Source organism: Pseudomonas sp., from assembly GCF_050739775.1.
Taxonomy (GTDB): Bacteria; Pseudomonadota; Gammaproteobacteria; order Pseudomonadales; family Pseudomonadaceae; genus Aquipseudomonas.
Genome location: NZ_JBOICA010000054.1, coordinates 1 through 17,517, shown reverse-complemented (window position 1 = coordinate 17,517; position 17,517 = coordinate 1). Strand labels below are relative to the sequence as shown.

Genomic DNA, 17,517 nt, shown 5'->3' with positions numbered 1-17,517 from the left:
GTCAGTGCCCCAGCTGGCGCGGCTGCCAGTCCTTGACCACCAGGGTCACGTCGATATTTTGACCGTGAAGCTTGAGGCGCTCGGGCAACCAGTAGCCGTTCTGTTCGGTATAGCTCAGGTACTGCACGTCCCAGCCATCCTGCTTGAGGTTGGCCAGGCGGCTGTCGCGGTCCAGGGTCAGTTGGCTCTTGCTGTCCGGTGCGGGCAGGCCGCGCACCCACCAGACCAGGTGTGATACCGGCAGTTCCCAGCCAAGCTGTTCTTCGAGCAGGGCTTCCGGGTTTTTCGCTTCGAAGCGGCCCTGGTTGGCAACTTCGAGTACTACACCACCCGGGCGCCCGGTCAGGCGGGCGGCGCCACGACCCAGCGGGCCGGACAGGCGAATATCGTAGTAATCCTGGCGTTGCAGCCAGAACAGGGTGCCGCTGCCGGAGTCTTTGGGCGCGCGTATTCCCACCTTGCCGTTGATCTGCCAGCCGTCCAGAGTGCTCAGCTGGTGTTTGTGCTCGCGCCATAATTGCGGGCTGCCCTGGCCCTGGAGGGCTTCACGGGAGCCGAAGCCGGCGCAGCCGGCGAGCAGGGCGATCAGACTGAAGGTAATGCAGTGGCGCAAAAACATAGGCTTAAAGAGTCTCGGATCCGGTCAGGCGCAAGACCGTCTTGCGCAGGATAGGGCTGTCGGGTTGGGCTTCGATGGCCTTGGCCCAGATCTGGCGTGCTTCGCGGCGCTTGCCGTTGGCCCACAGCACTTCGCCCAGGTGCGCGGCGACTTCGTGGTCGGGGAAGCGCTCCAGGGCCTGGCGCAGCAGGCGCTCGGCTTCGTCGAGATTGCCCATCCGGTAGTTGACCCAGCCCAGACTGTCGAGCACGGCGGGGTCGTCCGGGTTGATCTGGTGAGCCTTGTCGATCAGTGTCTTGGCTTCGGCATAGCGCGTGGTGCGGTCGGCCAGGGTGTAGCCCAGGGCGTTGAGGGCCATGGCGTTTTCCGGCTCACGGGCGATGATGCTACGCAGGTCCTTTTCCATCTGGGCCAGGTCGTTGCGTTTTTCGGCCAGCATGGCACGGGTGTACAGCAGGTTGTTGTCGTCGGGGTACTGCTTCAGGGCCTGCTCCAGTACCTGCAGGGCCTGGGCATCCTTGTCGTTGTTGCCCAGGGCCTCGGCTTCGATCAGGTACAGCTGGATGGCGTAGTCGGGCTGGGTCTCGCGGGCCAGCGCCAAACGCCGCGTGGCTTCGCTGCTACGGCCATTGGCAACGAGGATATCGGCCTGGCGCAGTTGTGCCGGCAGGTAATCGTTACCTGGGCCTACCTGGGCATATTCGTCCAGGGCCGCTTGCGGCTGGTTGCGTTCTTCATGGATACGGCCCAGGTTCAGGTGCGCCGAGTCGACGTGGCTGCCACGTTCGATCAGCTCTTCCAGGTAGCCGGAGGCTTCGTCCCAGTTCTTGGTTTCCAGGCAGATGAGGGTCAGGGAGTAACGCAGCTCGTCGTCATCCGGGTACTGTTCGACCAGGCTGGAAAACTCGACCTTGGCGTCGTCCAGGCGATCCTGTTCCACCAGTGTGCGGGCGTAGGTCAGGCGCAGACGCTTGTCGTCCGGGTACTGGCGGATGGTTTTCTGCAGCAGGGGCAGGGCTTCTTCGCCACGGCCCACGCTTTGCAGCAGGCGCGCGCGCAGCAGCACCGGGGCGATCTCGCCTTCCTCGGGTGGATGCTCTTCAAGCAGAGACAGTGCCGCGTTGGCGTTGCCGTCCTGTTGCAGGAGCAGGGCTTTGCCGAACACCAACTGACCGTTGTCCGGGTATTTCTGCAGCAGACGATCGAAGCTCTTCTGCAGGCCGTCGCGGGTGTCCTGGTCGGTTTCGGCGGCCGACAGGGCGAGGAAGTCGAAATGGGTGTCGCCTTTGCCCTGGAGCACTTTCTCCATATAGGCCATGGAGTCATCGTAACGGCCACCGCGTGCCAGCTGGATGGCAGCGGCACGTTGGGCATCGAGATTGTCCGGGTCGTTTTTCGCCCAGATCAGTGCGGTATCGAGGGCGGACTGATCGGCGCCCAGGTATTCGGCAATGCGGTAAGCGCGTTCGGAAATGCCGGCATCCTGAGTCTTGATCGCTTCACTGACATAGTTGTCCAGGGCGATGTCGAAGCGATTGCGCTGGCCGGCCAGTTCCGCGCTCAACAGGTTGTATACGGTTTCCTGGGTGAACGATCCATAGACCACAGGCTTGTCCGCCTGCTTTTTTGCGGCATCAAGGGCAGGCGCCTGGGTATCCGTTGAATCGGGGGCCAGGGTCTGACAGCCCTGGAGCAGGGCAAAGGCAAGGAACAACGCGTAGGATCTATTCATAATGAGGAATTGGGCGGCTTACCAGCGGTCGGATCATCATGACACAAGCGCCGGGGCAAACCCATAAGCGAAGGTCTCGGTAGAGGTAGACTATAGAGACAATAGCGAGCGGTGGTTGTTCTGAAACCTGCGAAGTAGGACAATTATCGGCTTCTCGTCATAATCAGCGACCTTGCATGGCCTTTCTTGCCCTCGGTATCAACCATAAGACTGCCTCGGTAGACGTACGCGAGCGCGTGGCGTTTACTCCTGAGCAGCTGGTGGACGCCTTGCAGCAGCTCTGCCGACTGACTGCCAGCCGCGAAGCCGCGATCCTTTCGACCTGCAACCGCAGTGAACTGTATATAGAGCAGGACCACCTGGCGGCAGAGAGCATTCTGCGCTGGTTGGCCGAATACCATCAGCTGAGCCTCGATGAGCTTCGCGCCAGTGCCTACATCCATGAGGATCATGATGCGGTTCGGCACATGATGCGCGTGGCGTCCGGGCTCGACTCGCTGGTGCTTGGCGAGCCGCAGATCCTCGGTCAGATGAAGTCTGCCTACGCCGTGGCCCGCGAAGCCGGGACCATCGGCCCGCTGCTTGGTCGTCTGTTCCAGGCGACCTTCAGCGCAGCCAAGCAGGTACGCACCGACACCGCCATTGGTGAGAACCCGGTGTCGGTGGCCTTTGCCGCCGTCAGCCTGGCCAAGCAGATTTTCAGCGACCTGGGTCGTAGCCAGGCGTTGCTGATTGGCGCGGGCGAAACCATCACCCTGGTGGCGCGGCACCTGCACGAGCAGGGCGTACGGCGTATCGTGGTGGCCAACCGTACCCTGGAGCGGGCCAGTACCCTGGCTGCACAGTTCGGCGCTCATGCGGTGCTGCTGGCAGATATCCCGCAGGAATTGGTCAACAGCGATATTGTCATCAGTTCCACTGCCAGCCAGTTGCCGATTTTGGGTAAGGGGGCGGTGGAAAGTGCGTTGAAGCAGCGCCGACACAAGCCGATTTTCATGGTCGATATCGCCGTGCCGCGGGACATCGAGCCAGAAGTCGGTGAGCTGGACGATGTGTACCTGTATACCGTCGATGACCTGCACGATGTGGTCGCCGAGAACCTCAAGAGCCGCCAGGGCGCTGCCCAGGCCGCCGAAGAGCTGGTCTCGGTGGGCGCCGAAGATTTCATGGCGCGCCTGCGTGAGCTGGCGGCGGTGGATGTGCTCAAGGCATACCGTCAGCAGAGCGAACGCTTGCGTGACGAAGAATTGCAAAAGGCCCAGCGTCTTCTGGCCAATGGTGGCAGCGCCGAAGAGGTGCTGGTGCAACTGGCTCGCGGGCTGACCAACAAATTGCTCCATGCACCCAGTGTGCAGCTGAAAAAGCTCTCTGCCGAAGGCCGGCTCGATGCGCTGGCCATGGCTCAGGAACTCTTTGCCCTCAATGAGGGACCGACGGATAAAACCCCGCAATGAAAGCGTCGCTGCTCAATAAACTGGACACTCTCCAGGATCGTTTCGAGGAATTGACCGCCCTGCTGGGTGATGCCGAAGTCATTTCCGACCAGACCCGCTTTCGCGCCTATTCCCGTGAATATGCCGAAGTCGAGCCCGTGGCCACGGCCTACGCCCAGTGGCGCAAGGTGCAGGACGACCTGGCTGGCGCCCAGGCGCTGCTCAAGGACAGCGACCCTGACCTGCGCGAAATGGCCGTGGAGGAAGTGCGTGAAGCCAAGGAACAACTGGCCGAGATGGAGAACCAGCTGCAGCGCATGTTGCTGCCCAAGGATCCCAACGATGGGCGCAACGTGTTCCTGGAAATCCGCGCCGGTACCGGTGGTGACGAGGCGGCGATCTTCTCCGGCGACCTGTTCCGCATGTACGCGCGCTACGCCGAACGCCGTGGCTGGCGCCTGGAAATCCTCTCGGAGAACGAGGGCGAACACGGCGGCTACAAGGAAATCATCGCCCGGGTCGAGGGCGACCATGTCTATGGCAAGCTGAAGTTCGAGTCCGGTGCCCATCGTGTCCAGCGCGTGCCGGAAACCGAATCCCAGGGCCGCATCCACACCTCGGCCTGCACCGTGGCGGTACTGCCCGAGCCCGACGAGCAGGTGGCGATCGAGATCAACCCGGCGGATCTGCGTGTGGATACTTACCGTGCCTCCGGCGCCGGTGGTCAGCACATTAACAAAACCGACTCGGCAGTGCGCATTACCCACTTGCCTACAGGTATGGTGGTCGAGTGCCAGGAAGAGCGTTCCCAGCACAAGAACCGCGCACGGGCGATGTCCTGGCTGTCGGCCAAGCTCAACGACATGCAGACCAGCGCCGCGCAGAATGCAATTGCCAGTGAGCGTAAGCTGCTGGTGGGCTCGGGCGACCGTTCCGAGCGGATTCGTACTTACAACTATCCACAGGGCCGGGTCACCGATCACCGTATCAACCTGACCTTGTATTCCCTGGATGATGTTCTGGCGGGTGGGGTCGACGCGGTTATCGAACCGCTGCTGGCCGAGTATCAGGCTGACCAACTGGCTGCACTGGGTGAGTAAATGACGATTATCGCCAGCCTGCTCCGCGCTGCGGAGCTACCGGATTCGCCAACGGCGCGCCTGGATGTGGAACTGCTGTTGGCCGCCGCCATCGGCAAGTCGCGCAGCTATCTGCATACCTGGCCTGAGCGGATTGTCAGCAGCGAAGCGGCGTTGACGCTCGCCGAGTACCTGCAGCGTCGCCGTAGCGGCGAGCCGGTGGCCTACATCCTCGGTCAGCAAGGTTTCTGGAACCTGGACCTGGAGGTGGCGCCGCATACCCTGATTCCGCGTCCGGACACTGAGCTGTTGGTTGAAACTGCCCTGGAACTATTGCCGTTGAGCCCGGTTCGCGTGCTGGACCTGGGTACCGGCACTGGTGCCATTGCCCTGGCCCTGGCCAGTGAACGGGCCCAGTGGCAGGTCACGGCAGTGGACCGCGTGCTTGAGGCCGTGGCCCTGGCCGAGCGCAATCGCCAGCGTCTGCAGTTGAGCAATGTTCAGGTGCTCAGCAGCCACTGGTTCGACTCTCTGCAGGGGCAGCGCTTTGATCTGATCATCAGCAATCCGCCCTACATCGCTGCCGAGGATCCGCACCTGGTGGCCGGTGATGTGCGCTTTGAGCCGAGCAGCGCCCTGGTGGCCGGTGCCGATGGCCTGGACGACCTGCGTATTATCATCAGTCAGGCGCCTGTGCATTTGCAGCCAGGCGGCTGGTTGCTGCTTGAGCACGGTTATGACCAAGGCGCCGCGGTGCGGGAGCTGCTGGCCCAGCACGATTTCGAGCAGATCGAAAGCCGTATCGATCTCGGTGGGCATGAACGTATTAGCTTGGGGCGACTGTCGTGCTGAGTGATCAGGAGCTGTTGCGCTACAGTCGGCAGATCCTCCTGGCTCAGGTCGATATCGATGGACAACTGCGGCTCAAAAACAGCCGGGTATTAATTGTCGGTCTCGGCGGCCTGGGGTCTCCCGTGGCGTTATACCTGGCGGCGGCGGGGGTCGGTGAGCTGCACCTGGCGGATTTCGATACGGTCGACCTGACCAACTTGCAGCGCCAGGTGTTGCATGACACAGCATCGGTTGGTTTGAGCAAGGTTGACTCGGCGTTGACCCGCTTGCAGGCGATCAACCCTGAGGTCCGTCTGCTGGCGCACCGCAGCGCCCTGGATGAAGACTCCCTGGCGGGTGCCGTGCAGGCGGTGGATCTGGTGCTCGATTGCACAGACAACTTCGCTACTCGCGAGGCGGTCAATGCCGTCTGCGTGGCACAGGGCAAGCCGCTGGTCAGTGGTGCGGCGATTCGCCTGGAAGGGCAGTTGTCAGTGTTCGATCCGCGTCGTCCTGAAAGCCCCTGCTACCACTGCCTCTATGGCCATGGCAGTGAAGCCGAGCTGACCTGTAGCGAAGCTGGGGTCGTCGGTCCGCTGGTAGGCCTGGTGGGCAGCCTGCAGGCCCTGGAAGCGCTCAAACTATTGGCCGGTTTTGGTGAGCCGCTGGTAGGGCGGTTGCTGCTGATCGATGCCTTGGGCAGCCGTTTCCGCGAGTTGCGAGTCAAACGTGATCCGGGATGCAGCGTCTGTGGCGGGCACGATGACTGATCAGGCAGCAGCGCCGGTCGGCGTCTTCGATTCCGGCGTAGGGGGCTTGTCGGTGCTGGCAGAAATCCAGCGCTTGCTGCCCAATGAGTCGCTGCTGTACGTCGCCGACTGTGGGCATATTCCCTACGGCGAGAAATCCCCTGAGTTCATCCGCCAGCGCTGCCGCCTGGTTGCCGAATTTTTCCGCGGGCAGGGCGCCAAGGCCATGGTGCTCGCCTGCAACACCGCCACCGTGGCGGCGGTGGCCGATCTGCGTGAGCAGTATCCGGATTGGCCATTGGTGGGGATGGAGCCTGCGGTCAAGCCCGCGGCTGCCGCGACCCGCAGTGGCGTGGTGGGGGTGCTGGCCACCACCGGCACACTGCAGAGCGCCAAGTTTGCTGCCCTGCTCGATCGATTCGCCAACGACGTACGGGTGGTGACCCAGCCGTGTCCTGGGCTGGTCGAGTGCATCGAAGCGGGGGACCTGGGCAGCCCGACCCTGCGTGACTTGCTTCAGGGTTACTTGAGACCCTTGCTCGATGCGGGCTGTGACACCTTGATTCTGGGGTGTACGCATTACCCTTTCCTCAAGCCGCTGCTGGCGCAGATGGTGCCGCCATCCATTGCCATCATTGATACCGGTGCAGCGGTCGCCCGCCAGCTGCAACGGCTGCTGGGCGAGCAGCAATTGCTGGCTGGCGGCCCGGCGCGTGATGCGCAGTTCTGGACGAGTTCGAGCCCGGAACATTTGCGAAAGATACTTCCATTGTTGTGGAATAAATCTGACAGTGTGCGAAGCTTCACTATGTGAAAAGTGCGATAAGCACTGACATTCTGATGAATTAACGCCGCACTGCCGATTTCTATAATTTTGTCCGGCGAGACAGAAGAACCAACATCAGCATTAGGAAAAAGGACGTTTCTCATGAAGAAACTGCTTTGTTTGGCTGCAGTTGCGGCCGTGATCCTGGGGCAATCGTTTACAGCTCAAGCGGCAGATGTCTCTTTTTCGCTTGGGCAGACTAGCGACTCGACCATGACCTATCGCTTAGGCCTGCAATCGAACTGGGATGTCAGCTGGTGGCAAACTAGTGTTGGCCGGATTACCGGTTATTGGGACGCTGGCTACACCTATTGGGACGGTGACGAGACGGCAAGTAGCCACAGTCTTTCCTTTGCTCCCGTATTCGTCTACGAGTTTGCTGGGGAGTCGGTAAAACCCTATATCGAAGTCGGTGTCGGGGTGGCGGCGTTCTCCAGCACAGAGATCGAAGACAGCGACTTGGGTTCGTCTTTCCAGTTCGAAGATCGTATCGGTTTCGGTCTGCGTTTCGCCGCTGGACATGAAGTCGGCCTGCGCGCCATCCACTATTCCAATGCCGGGCTGCAAACGCCTAACGACGGTGTAGAAAGCTACGCGCTTCATTACCGCATGCCTCTGTAGCCTGCTCCGGCCCTGCATTGATTGCAGGGCCTGCTGCTTACTTGGGTAGCGGCCAGAGATTATTCAGGTGCAGGGCTTCCAGGACCAGATTGGCTGAGCGAGCAGGCAGACGATTGAGGATGACCTCTGCAGCGCTCTGTGCAGTCCATTGCTCTGGAATGATCTGCTCCGGTATCAGCGGAAACTTCAAATTCAGTGGGGCAATGATCGTCAGGTCGATAGCCTGAGCGGCGAGGGTGGCGCGCTGGTTGTTGAATAGCTGCATCAAGCTGTTGTCCGCTGTAGTCAGTTGGCTGGCCTCATTCAGTTGTAGCGATGAATACCGACTGAGAATACCGGCCACCTGAGGCGAACGACCTCCTTGCAGCAGCGGCACGGCACTTTCCAGGCAATAGCTGGAGGCGCTGAGGTTGCTGCTGACAATGCTTTCGAAAATGGCCGGAGCCGGCGTATCAACCGCCAGGTAGTCGCAAGTCCCGGCATTAATAATCAGGCAATCGAGCGCTCCCCAACGATCAGTGATTTGCTTGGCGGCTTCCAGCGCTTCAAGTTGCTCGGTCAGGTTGCTGTCGAGCAACAGCAAATTCGGATGGTATTGCAGGGTCAAGTCCTGCAAGGTTTTACAGGCTCGGCCGCTGGCTGCTACCCGCGCGCCTTTTTCCAGCAGGTGCTCGACCAGTGCTAATCCTAGGCCGCTACTGGCACCGGTAACCCAAACACGTTTGCTGATAGGGTTATTCAAGAGGCGATTCCTCAACCTGCCGCGTGGACAAATTCTTGAATGCATTCAAGGCACGTTGGCGACTGCTACCGAGGTCCACAATGGGGGGTGGATAGCCATTTGTAACAAATAGCTCTGCAGATGGCACTGGGTTGTGAATGTTTTTTTCATCGAACTCAGCCAGTTCCGGCAGCCAGGCCTTGATAAAGCTGCCTTGGCTGTCGGAACGCCGGGATTGGCTGACCGGATTGAATATCCGAAAGTAGGGCACCGCATCGGTTCCCGTAGAGGCACTCCACTGCCAGCCGCCATTGTTGGCCGCCAGGTCGCCATCGATCAGGTGGCGCATGAAGAAGCGCTCGCCTTCGCGCCAGTCGATCAGCAGATTCTTGGTCAGGAACATCGCCACAATCATCCGTAGTCGATTGTGCATCCAGCCGGTGGCAAGCAGCTGGCGCATGGCAGCGTCAATGATCGGAAAGCCGGTGCGCCCCTCCTGCCAGGCCTTCAAATCCTCGGGAGCGTGACGCCAGCGCAGGGCTTCGGTTTCCTGGCGGAAGGCGCGGTTTCGGGATACTCGTGGATAGCCGACCAGAATGTGCTTGTAGAATTCACGCCAGAGCAACTCATTGATCCAGGTCACCAGCCCGCTGTTACCGCTATCAAACTCTCCGTAGTTACGTGCTAGGGCTCGATGCAAACACTGGCGAGGTGAGATTACGCCCGCTGCGAGGTAGGGCGAGAGCTGGCTGGTGCCAGCAGCGGCGGGAAAGTCCCGTTGCTGCTGGTAGTCATCAATGGCTTCATCGATAAATCGCTGCAGACGCGCATGGGCCTCGGTTTCACCGGCTGGCCAGAGGTCGCGCAGGCTGGCAGGTGGCAGTTCGAAACCTGGCACCTGGGAGGGAATCTCGTCGCTGACAACCGCGAGCATTGCCTGAGGTGCTATCGGGCGTTGCAGGCTGGGCAGGCTCAGGTATAGCCGTTCGTAGCAGGCCTTGCGAAACTGGCTGAAGACCTGAAAGTAGCCACCTGTGCGTGTGAGGATGCTACCGGGTTTGAACAACAATTGGTCCAAATGGCAGTGCACCGCAATGCCAGCCTGCTTCAGCGCCTCGCTGACGGCATGATCGCGGCGGCTTTCGTTGACGCCGTATTCTTCATTCAGGTGCAGCGCCTGAACCCGATGCTCGCGGCAGATCTGCAACAGCACATCAGGGGCCTGGTCCCAGGTGTTGGCTTCGCGCACCAGCAAAGGGATGTTCAGCGTGGCAAGGTGCTTCCCCAGTGCAGCCAGGTTGCGTAACCAGAAATCGATTTTGCACGGGGCATCATCATGGCTACGCCACTGCTGCGCACTGACCAGCCAGACCGCCAGGGTCGGCCCCTGTTCACACGCGGCAGATAGTGCAGTGTTGTCGTGTACGCGCAGATCGCTGCGCATCCAGATCAGTTGCATGGTGCTCCCCAGTCAACAGCAGTTACCTTCATGACAATACCCTTGCAACAGGTGCAGTCGTTGCAAGCTGTGCAGCACATCCAGCGGGGGATCGAGCAGATACAGGTCGGCGAGTGACCAGTCTTCGATAGCATCCCTATGAATGCTGACTGCGCTACCACTCAGGAGTTTCAGAATATCGATAGTGGCGAGACTGCGTTGAAGTTAGCGCAGGTTGACGGCCTGGCCAATGCGCAACAGCAAGGCCCGTGGCCATCTGTTGTCCATAGGCTTGTAACGGGCCAGAGAGATCCAGTGCTGGATCCTGGCCGCCGCTGTAGCGAACCTTGGCGCCGGTCAGGTAGGCGCTGACAGCGATTCTGGGCCTGAGGGCGGAGAGTGAATCATCCACGGCGAGCTCCAAATGATCTTGTACGGAGTGAAATTCATGTACAGGATCATCCTAGGAGTAAGGTTGTTCAAATCAATTATTTTGTACAGCTTTTGTATGGGTTGTCGTCACAAGGCTTAGGGCGCTGGCAGTTGGCCCCGTGGAGATCATTCCAGGTGCTCAAGCAGCCGCCGCGCTGCTTCCTGGCCACTGAGCCAGGCGCCTTCGACGCGTCCGGACAGGCACCAGTCGCCGCAGGCATACAGGCCCAGGTCGGCATCGGCCAGGGCGCCCCATTCGTGGTTGCTGGCCGGGCGTGCATAGAGCCAGCGATGGGCGAGGGAGAAGTTGGGAGCTGGGACCACGCAGCCGACCAATTCGGCGAAGTCGCCCCAAAGCTGCTCTATCACCTTCTCCTTGCTCAGATCGATGTGCTGTTTGCTCCAGCTCGAAGTGGCATGCAGGACCCAGGTGTCCATGTGCTCGTCACGCCCCGGTTTGCTGCGGTTGCGAGCCAGCCAGTCAAGGGAGCTGTCCTGCACGAAGCAGCCCTGCATCGGTGTGTCCAGTGGCGTATCGAAGGCCAGGGCAATCGCCCAGGTCGGGTCCATCTGCACGCCCGCTACGGTTGCCGCAAGCTTGGGTGTGGCAGTCAGCAATTGAGTGGCCTGGGGCGCAGGTACCGCGACAATCACCCGGCTGAACGGACCGTGGCTGCAGCTATCAGTATCTTGCAGATGCCAGTAGTGCTTGCCGCGAAACACCTCGGCGATTCGGCAGGTGAAGTTGACCGTCAGGTCCTTGAGCAAGCCGCGGGTAATGGCACTCATGCGCGGCACGCCGACCCAGCGGGTCTGCTCGTCCGGCGACGGACTCAGAACGCCGTTGTGGTAGTTATAGAGCTGAGGCTTCCACTCGGCGACCCAGCCGGCAGCGACCCATTGCTGAACTTGTTCGACAAAGCGCCGGTCGCGGGCAGTGAAGTACTGGGCGCCGAGGTCCAGGGCGCCAGCATCGCTGCGTTTGCTGGCCATGCGGCCGCCGCTGCCGTGCCCCTTGTCGAACAAGTGGACGGTCTGCCCGGCTTTTTGCAGTGCCTGGGCCGCTGACAGCCCGGCGATTCCGGCACCGATGATGGCAATAGGTACAGTCATGATGGCCTCTTCGAACCTTATGGTTGCAGATTACGCTGCCGGACAAACCTGTACAATTTTACAATGCTGTATAAGGTGTTTTCGTTTGTTACCGCAGGTTGGCCTATGTTTATCCGAGCGTGTTCGTTCAAAAAAGTGCCTTGATCTTAAAAATAGACCAGGGCGCGCCATGTGAGGACACAGTCATGCATATATTGCTGACCGGCGGTACGGGATTGATAGGTCAACAGCTTTGTCAGCTCTGGCTGGCGCAAGGGCATCGCTTGACGGTCTGGAGTCGGCGGCCTGAGCAGGTGGGTAAATTGTGTGGTGCTGGCGTGCAGGGAGTCGCCCGGCTCGAGGCATTGAGTGAGGATCAACCGATAGATGCGGTGATCAATCTGGCCGGGGCGCCGATCGCTGATCGTCCCTGGAGCACGCGGCGGCGTGCCGTGCTCTGGAGCAGCCGGATCACCCTCACTGAACAGTTGCTTGCCTGGCTCGAAAGCCGTCAACAGCGCCCTGAAGTGCTGATCTCCGGTTCGGCGGTAGGTTGGTACGGCGACGGTGGCGAACGAGAGCTGACCGAGTCCTCACAGCCAGTCAAGGAGGACTTTGCCAGTCAGCTGTGCATTGCCTGGGAGGAAACTGCGCAACAAGCCCAAGCCCTGGGTATCCGTGTGGTGCTGGTCCGTACGGGCCTGGTGCTATCCAGCGAGGGTGGCTTTTTGTCGCGGCTGCGCCTGCCGTTCAAGTTGGGTCTGGGTGGGCCGATTGGTGATGGTCGGCAATGGATGCCGTGGGTCCATATACACGACCAGATCGCCCTGATTGATTTTCTCTTGCAGCATAAGGACGCCAGCGGTCCTTATAATGCCTGCGCACCGGAGCCGGTGCGCAACCGCGAGTTTGCCAGACGTCTGGGTCGCGCCCTGCATCGTCCTGCATTCATGCCGCTGCCGGCACTGGTGTTGAAGGCCGGGTTGGGCGAGCTGTCGGCCCTGCTGCTGGGTGGGCAGCGGGCACGGCCAGTGCGCTTGCTGGCTGCGGGTTTCACCTTCCGCTTCAATGATTTGCAATCGGCCCTGGATGACTTGTCCAGGCGCCTCTGAAATAGGACGTTGCATGACCGATCACGCTCTGCTGCTGGTCAATCTGGGCTCGCCGGCCTCCACTTCGGTGGCCGATGTGCGCCGCTACCTCAATCAGTTTCTGATGGACCCCTACGTCATCGACCTGCCTTGGCCGGTGCGGCGTTTGTTGGTGTCGCTGATCCTGATCAAGCGTCCTGAGCAATCGGCTCATGCCTATGCCTCGATCTGGTGGGATGAAGGCTCGCCACTGGTGGTGCTGACCCGTCGTTTGCAGGCTGCCATGCGTGAGCACTGGCGCCATGGACCGGTGGAAATCGCCATGCGTTATGGTGAGCCGTCCTTGCCGGCGGTGCTGCAGCGTCTGGCCGCGCAAGGCGTGCGCAAGGTCACCTTGGCGCCGCTTTATCCACAGTTCGCAGATAGCACCGTGACCACAGTGGTCGAGCAGGCCAGGCAGGTGGTGGCCGAGCACAAGTTGCCGTTGGAGATGGCTGTGTTGCGGCCATTCTATGATCAGCCGGTGTACATCGATGCCTTGGTGGAAAGTGCCCGACCCTATCTTGAGCAGGATTTCGACCACCTGCTGATGAGTTTCCATGGCCTGCCCGAGCGCCATTTGAAAAAGCTCGATCCGACTGGCAGCCATGATTTCCAGGCTGAGGATTGCTGTCGGGATTCTTCGCCTGAGATGCTTGCTGTCTGCTATCGCGGCCAATGTCTGCGTACCGCTCAGGCGTTCGCGAGAAAGATGGGCATTGCTGACGGCAAGTGGTCGGTGTCGTTCCAGTCGCGGTTGGGCCGGGCGAAATGGATCGAACCCTATACCGAGACGCATCTGGATGAGTTGGGTAAATCAGGGGTGAAGAAGTTGCTGGTGATGTGCCCGGCGTTCGTTGCCGACTGTATCGAGACGTTGGAAGAAATCGGTGATCGCGGGCGCGAGCAGTTTGTCGCGGCAGGTGGGGAGGAGTTAGTGTTGGTGCCATGCCTGAATGATCACCCGCAGTGGGTGAAGGCGTTGAAAGGAATGTGTGAAAAGGCGCAGTAAGCGCATTCCCATAGGAGCGGATTTATCCGCGAAGGGCCGCGTTAGCGGCCCCATGCAGTGAGTCGGGACGACGCTGCCGTCCTTCGCGGATGAATCCTACAAGAGGGGCACTTTCATCTGATGCTCAAGGCAACTGATCGTCCAGTGCTTTTTTCTTCCAGCCGTCATTACCCGGCAGTAGCAGGTTCAGAGCAATCGCCACCACCGCACACAGTGCGATGCCTTTGAGGCCCCAGTCGTCCGGACCGGTGCCGCTACCGACCAGCACGCCACCAATGCCGAACACCAGCGTCACCGAGACGATTACCAGGTTGCGTGCTTCGCTCAGGTCGATCTTGTGGCGGATCATGGTGTTCATGCCCACCGCTGCAATCGAGCCGAACAGCAAGCAGAGGATCCCGCCCATCACCGGTACCGGAATGCTCTGCAGCAAGGCGCCGAACTTGCCGATGAACGCCAGGGTGATGGCGAAAACCGCCGCCCAGGTCATGATCTTCGGGTTGTAGTTCTTGGTTAGCATCACCGCGCCAGTGACTTCGGCGTAGGTGGTGTTGGGTGGGCCTCCGAACAGACCGGCAGTCGTGGTGGCGATACCGTCACCGAGCAGGGTGCGGTGCAGGCCGGGCTTTTTCAGGTAGTCCCGACCGGTCACGCTGCCTACGGCGATCACGCCGCCGATATGCTCGATGGCCGGCGCCAGGGCGACGGGCACAATGAACAGGATCGCCTGCCAGTTGAACGCAGGTGCGGTGAAGTGTGGCAGCGCCAGCCAGGGCGCGGCGGCAATCTTGGCGGTGTCGACCACGCCGTAGTAGAACGACAGGCCGAAGCCTACCAACACGCCAGCGATGATCGGCACCAGGCGGAAGATACCCTTGCCGAATACGGCAACGATCAGAGTGGTCAGCAGCGCCGGCATCGAGATCATCATCGCGGTGCCATAGGGCAGCAGTTCGGTGCCGTCACCGGCTTTGCCCATCGCCATGTTGGCGGCAATCGGCGCCATGGCCAGACCGATGGAAATGATCACCGGACCGATCACCACCGGCGGTAGCAGGCGGTCGATGAAACCGGTGCCCTTGATCTTCACGGCCAGGCCGAGGAAGGTGTAGACGAAGCCGGCCGCCATGACCCCGCCCATGGTCTCGGCCAGGCCGAACTGACCCTTGGCGAGAATGATCGGGGTGATGAAGGCAAAACTCGAAGCGAGGAACACCGGTACCTGACGGCCGGTGACTACCTGAAACAGCAGAGTTCCCAAACCTGCGGTGAACAGCGCGACATTCGGGTCGAGGCCGGTGATCAGCGGCATCAGCACCAGCGCTCCGAAGGCTACGAAGAGCATCTGCGCGCCGGAGACGACCTGGCGCCAGAGCGGGTCGTTGAACTCATCCTGCATGCTCAGGCGTCCTTCTGCTTGGTACCGAAGATCTTGTCACCGGCATCGCCCAGGCCCGGGATAATGTAGCCGTGCTCGTTCAGACGTTCGTCGATCGAGGCGGTGTAGATCTGTACGTCCGGGTGGGCTTTCTCGACTGTGTCGATACCTTCGGGAGCGGCAACCAGGACCATGGCGCGAATGTCTTTGCAACCGGCTTTCTTCAGTAGGTCGATGGTGGCGACCATCGAGGCACCGGTGGCCAGCATCGGGTCGATGATCAGCGCCAGGCGCTCGTCGATTTCCGGTGCAAGTTTTTCCAGGTAGGTGTGTGCTTCGAGGGTTTCTTCGTTACGGGCAACGCCCACGGCGCTGACCTTGGCGCCTGGGATCAGGCTGAGCACGCCGTCGAGCATGCCGATACCCGCGCGTAGAATCGGTACTACAGTAATCTTCTTGCCAGCGATTTTCTCGACCTGGACCTTGCCGCACCAGCCATCGATTTCATAGCTTTCCAGGGGCAGGTCTTTGGTGGCCTCGTAGGTCAGGAGCGTGCCGACTTCCTGGGCGAGTTCGCGGAAATTCTTGGTGCTGATATCAGCACGGCGCATCAGGCCGAGCTTGTGACGGATCAGCGGATGGCGGATCTCACGGGTAGGCATAGGAAAAGCTCCGGGGGCGGGCAAAAAAACCGCGGTAGATTAATCTATTCAGCCGCGTGTGTCCTGTAGGCATTCTGGACGTTAGTCCATAAATGCTTGATCTGATGCCCTTGGATGCGTACCTTTGCCCGCTTTTCTCATCTGTAGCCCCTGGAGAGCGCCATGTCCGCTGATCTCGAGCATATCCGTCAAGTCATGCGAGAGGCTGACTGCCTGTACACCGAAGCCGAAGTTGAGGCCGCCATTGCCCGCGTTGGCGCGCAGATCAGCGAAGTGCTTGCCGAGAGCAACCCGGTGGTGTTCTGTGTGATGAACGGTGGCCTTATTTTCGCCGGCAAGCTGCTGACTCACCTGCAGTTCCCGCTCGAGTCGTCCTACCTGCACGCTACCCGCTACCGCAATCAGACCAGCGGTGGTGATCTGTTCTGGAAAGCCAAGCCGGAAGTCTCCTTCATCGACCGCGACGTGCTGATCATCGACGACATCCTCGACGAAGGGCACACCCTCAGCGCGATCATCGACTTCTGCAAGCACGCCGGTGCCCGCGCCGTGCACACTGCCGTACTGATCGACAAGGATCACGACCGCAAAGCCAGCGCGGAGCTCAAGGCCGACTTCTGTGGCCTGAGCTGCGTTGATCGCTATGTCTTTGGTTATGGCATGGACTACAAAGGCTACTGGCGCAACGCCAATGGTATTTACGCCGTCAAAGGGCTCTAAAGTCCAATCGCGGGGCAAGTCCCATGCTAGAGTGCCAGGCCGTCTTAAGGAGCCTGACATGCGTGCGATTGTCCCCCTTCTGCTGCTATTGAGCATGCCGTTGGCTGCTGCCCCTTTGCACAGCCAGTTCCTGCCACCCGACGATCTGGGGGTGCGCCAGGAAGCCCCGGAAACCCAGCAATTGCTTCAGGTCACCGATTACTCGGTGGTGGTGGGCAATCAGCGTCAGTCCAACCAGCAGCCGATCCCGGTCACCTCACCCTTGATCCTGCGTCTGAAAGGCAAGCCTTTGAGCAAAGGCGCGACAGTACGTCAGGTTCTGATCACCTTCGATGCCGAAAGTAAAAGCCTGAAAAAGCCGTTATTCGACGACCAGCGCAAAATGCTGAGCCTGAACTATCCAATCAGCCAGTACCAGGTGATGCTCGACCTGCTGCGCAACAACACCGTCTATGTGCAGCTTCTCACCTATGCCAATGGCCATGTCTGGGCCGATCTGCATACCGGGGCCGTACGCGCGCGTTGAGCGCCGGTGCCGGGCAGGGGTAAACTGCCGACCCGTGAAAATGTCCGTGATGGTTCAGTTGGAGTCGGCAATGCGTAAAGACAAGAAGCAAGTGATTGGGGATGAGATCAGCGACGAGTACGTCAAATCCTTCCTGCAGTTCGAACCGGCGGATGCCACTTCACCTTCGCTGCACAAGCTGATCAAGGCCTATCGTGGCCTGCGCATCGACGACTTCGAACGCTTTGTCGGTTTCTTTGTCGAGGCCGGCCTAGACGTGGATGGCAAGGACGAGCACGGTCAGACTTTCGTCGATCAGATCCGCGACCAGCGTAACGCCGCTGAGTACATCGAAATCATCGACAAGGCACGCGGCTGATCACCCAGCGCGCATAAAAAAACGCCCCGAAGCAGACTGTGTGAAAACCTAGCAATCTGCCCGGCCCTTTAAGAGAATGCTCCGTATCGAAGGATACGGAGCATTTTTCGTTATGGCCTACATACAAGGAGAGTCCCGCAGCCAGACCAGCCTGTTCC

General features: G+C 60.3%; 18 protein-coding genes. 11 read left to right on the top strand and 7 right to left on the bottom strand.

Going from position 1 to position 17,517, the window contains the following annotated elements; translation table 11 throughout:
- Position 1 precedes the first annotated feature (1 nt).
- Together lolB and ACRESH_RS21885 are read right to left on the bottom strand one after the other, a co-directional pair.
- Entirely contained in the window at positions 2-619 is a 618-nt protein-coding gene (gene lolB, locus ACRESH_RS21890) for a lipoprotein insertase outer membrane protein LolB (RefSeq protein ID WP_431743940.1), read from the bottom strand.
- 4 nt (positions 620-623) lie between these two features.
- A complete protein-coding gene (locus ACRESH_RS21885; RefSeq protein ID WP_431743939.1) occupies positions 624-2,351 on the bottom strand; it encodes a tetratricopeptide repeat protein in 1,728 nt (575 codons plus the stop codon).
- Between the two features lie 176 nt (positions 2,352-2,527).
- On the opposite strand from ACRESH_RS21885, the gene hemA reads away from it, so the two are divergent.
- The 6 genes from hemA (at position 2,528) to ACRESH_RS21855 (ending at position 7,890) form a co-directional block, all read left to right on the top strand.
- The gene (gene hemA, locus ACRESH_RS21880; RefSeq protein ID WP_431743938.1) at positions 2,528-3,805 is read left to right on the top strand and encodes a glutamyl-tRNA reductase; all 1,278 of its coding nucleotides are present in this window, start codon (positions 2,528-2,530) and stop codon (positions 3,803-3,805) included.
- Entirely contained in the window at positions 3,802-4,884 is a 1,083-nt protein-coding gene (gene prfA / locus ACRESH_RS21875) for a peptide chain release factor 1 (RefSeq protein WP_431743937.1), read from the top strand. The genes hemA and prfA overlap by 4 nt, the downstream gene beginning before the upstream one ends.
- A complete protein-coding gene (gene prmC / locus ACRESH_RS21870; protein ID WP_431743936.1) occupies positions 4,885-5,715 on the top strand; it encodes a peptide chain release factor N(5)-glutamine methyltransferase in 831 nt (276 codons plus the stop codon).
- A complete protein-coding gene (locus ACRESH_RS21865; RefSeq protein ID WP_431743935.1) occupies positions 5,709-6,464 on the top strand; it encodes a molybdopterin-synthase adenylyltransferase MoeB in 756 nt (251 codons plus the stop codon). The genes prmC and ACRESH_RS21865 overlap by 7 nt, the downstream gene beginning before the upstream one ends.
- Positions 6,457-7,257 carry a glutamate racemase gene (murI, locus tag ACRESH_RS21860; protein ID WP_431743934.1) on the top strand — a complete coding sequence of 267 codons (801 nt, stop codon included), beginning with the start codon at positions 6,457-6,459 and terminating at the stop codon, positions 7,255-7,257. The genes ACRESH_RS21865 and murI overlap by 8 nt, the downstream gene beginning before the upstream one ends.
- Before the next feature lie 114 nt (positions 7,258-7,371).
- Positions 7,372-7,890, top strand: coding sequence for an acyloxyacyl hydrolase (locus tag ACRESH_RS21855; RefSeq protein ID WP_431743933.1), 519 nt, complete (start codon positions 7,372-7,374; stop codon positions 7,888-7,890).
- A 37-nt stretch (positions 7,891-7,927) separates the two neighbouring features.
- Here the strand turns inward: ACRESH_RS21855 and ACRESH_RS21850 are convergent, their stop codons facing one another.
- The 3 genes from ACRESH_RS21850 to ACRESH_RS21840 form a co-directional block, all read right to left on the bottom strand.
- Positions 7,928-8,632, bottom strand: coding sequence for an SDR family NAD(P)-dependent oxidoreductase (locus ACRESH_RS21850; protein WP_431743932.1), 705 nt, complete (start codon positions 8,630-8,632; stop codon positions 7,928-7,930).
- On the bottom strand, positions 8,625-10,070 hold the full coding sequence (gene phrB, locus ACRESH_RS21845; RefSeq protein ID WP_431743931.1) for a deoxyribodipyrimidine photo-lyase: 1,446 nt from the start codon (positions 10,068-10,070) through the stop codon (positions 8,625-8,627). Before phrB ends, ACRESH_RS21850 begins: the two co-directional genes overlap by 8 nt.
- Before the next feature lie 537 nt (positions 10,071-10,607).
- Positions 10,608-11,594, bottom strand: a complete 987-nt coding sequence (locus ACRESH_RS21840; RefSeq protein ID WP_431743930.1) for an NAD(P)/FAD-dependent oxidoreductase — start codon at positions 11,592-11,594, stop codon at positions 10,608-10,610.
- Between the two features lie 185 nt (positions 11,595-11,779).
- Between ACRESH_RS21840 and ACRESH_RS21835 the strand changes: the two genes are divergently transcribed.
- Both ACRESH_RS21835 and hemH read left to right on the top strand, forming a co-directional pair.
- Entirely contained in the window at positions 11,780-12,685 is a 906-nt protein-coding gene (locus tag ACRESH_RS21835) for a TIGR01777 family oxidoreductase (RefSeq protein ID WP_431743929.1), read from the top strand.
- Between the two features lie 13 nt (positions 12,686-12,698).
- Positions 12,699-13,715 carry a ferrochelatase gene (gene hemH / locus ACRESH_RS21830; protein ID WP_431743928.1) on the top strand — a complete coding sequence of 339 codons (1,017 nt, stop codon included), beginning with the start codon at positions 12,699-12,701 and terminating at the stop codon, positions 13,713-13,715.
- A gap of 124 nt (positions 13,716-13,839) precedes the next feature.
- Here hemH and ACRESH_RS21825 read toward each other — a convergent pair whose 3' ends face one another.
- Complete coding sequence (locus tag ACRESH_RS21825; protein ID WP_431743927.1) at positions 13,840-15,114, bottom strand: uracil-xanthine permease family protein; 1,275 nt, start codon at positions 15,112-15,114, stop codon at positions 13,840-13,842.
- Between the two features lie 2 nt (positions 15,115-15,116).
- Positions 15,117-15,755, bottom strand: a complete 639-nt coding sequence (gene upp, locus ACRESH_RS21820; protein WP_431743926.1) for a uracil phosphoribosyltransferase — start codon at positions 15,753-15,755, stop codon at positions 15,117-15,119.
- 162 nt (positions 15,756-15,917) lie between these two features.
- Between upp and ACRESH_RS21815 the strand changes: the two genes are divergently transcribed.
- From ACRESH_RS21815 to ACRESH_RS21805, 3 genes are all read left to right on the top strand, one after another.
- Complete coding sequence (locus tag ACRESH_RS21815) at positions 15,918-16,475, top strand: hypoxanthine-guanine phosphoribosyltransferase (protein ID WP_431743925.1); 558 nt, start codon at positions 15,918-15,920, stop codon at positions 16,473-16,475.
- A 58-nt stretch (positions 16,476-16,533) separates the two neighbouring features.
- Positions 16,534-17,001: a hypothetical protein gene (locus tag ACRESH_RS21810; RefSeq protein ID WP_431743924.1), complete on the top strand. Its 468-nt coding sequence runs from the start codon at positions 16,534-16,536 to the stop codon at positions 16,999-17,001.
- 70 nt (positions 17,002-17,071) lie between these two features.
- Positions 17,072-17,359: a PA4642 family protein gene (locus ACRESH_RS21805; RefSeq protein WP_431743923.1), complete on the top strand. Its 288-nt coding sequence runs from the start codon at positions 17,072-17,074 to the stop codon at positions 17,357-17,359.
- Positions 17,360-17,517 lie beyond the last annotated feature (158 nt).